Genomic DNA, 530 nt, shown 5'->3' with positions numbered 1-530 from the left:
CCCGGTCTGTTCGTGGATTTCAGTCGTCAGCAGGGGCTGGCGGCGGACGGCCGGTGCAAGGCGTTCGCGGACGCGGCGGACGGTACGGGGTTCTCGGAGGGTGGTGGTCTGCTGCTGGTGGAGCGGTTGTCGGACGCGCGGCGCAACGGGCATCCGGTGCTGGCGGTGGTGCGGGGTTCGGCGGTCAACCAGGACGGTGCGTCCAACGGGCTGAGTGCGCCGAACGGTCCGGCGCAGCAGCGGGTGATCCGGGCGGCGCTGGCGGATGCGGGTGTGGCGGCCGCCGAGGTGGACGCGGTGGAGGCGCACGGGACGGGAACGCGGCTGGGGGATCCGATCGAGGCGCAGGCGTTGCTGGCGACGTACGGCCGGGAGCGTGGGGGTGGTCGTCCCCTGTGGCTGGGGTCGGTGAAGTCGAATGTGGGTCACACGCAGGCGGGTGCCGGTGTGGCGGGTGTGATGAAGATGGTGCTGGCGATGCGGCACGGTGTGCTGCCGGCCACGCTGCATGTGGACCGGCCGTCCTCGCA

Annotated in this window: 1 protein-coding gene; it reads left to right on the top strand. The window is 72.3% G+C overall.

The window, feature by feature from the left end:
- Positions 1–530, top strand: a 530-nt coding sequence (locus F1615_RS35485; RefSeq protein WP_149553138.1) for a beta-ketoacyl synthase N-terminal-like domain-containing protein, incomplete at both ends; no start/stop codon positions are given.

Source organism: Streptomyces marokkonensis, assembly GCF_008312835.1.
Taxonomy (GTDB): Bacteria; Actinomycetota; Actinomycetes; order Streptomycetales; family Streptomycetaceae; genus Streptomyces; species Streptomyces marokkonensis_A.
Note: the sequence above shows the minus strand (reverse complement) of the source record. Positions and strands in the feature narration are given on the sequence as shown.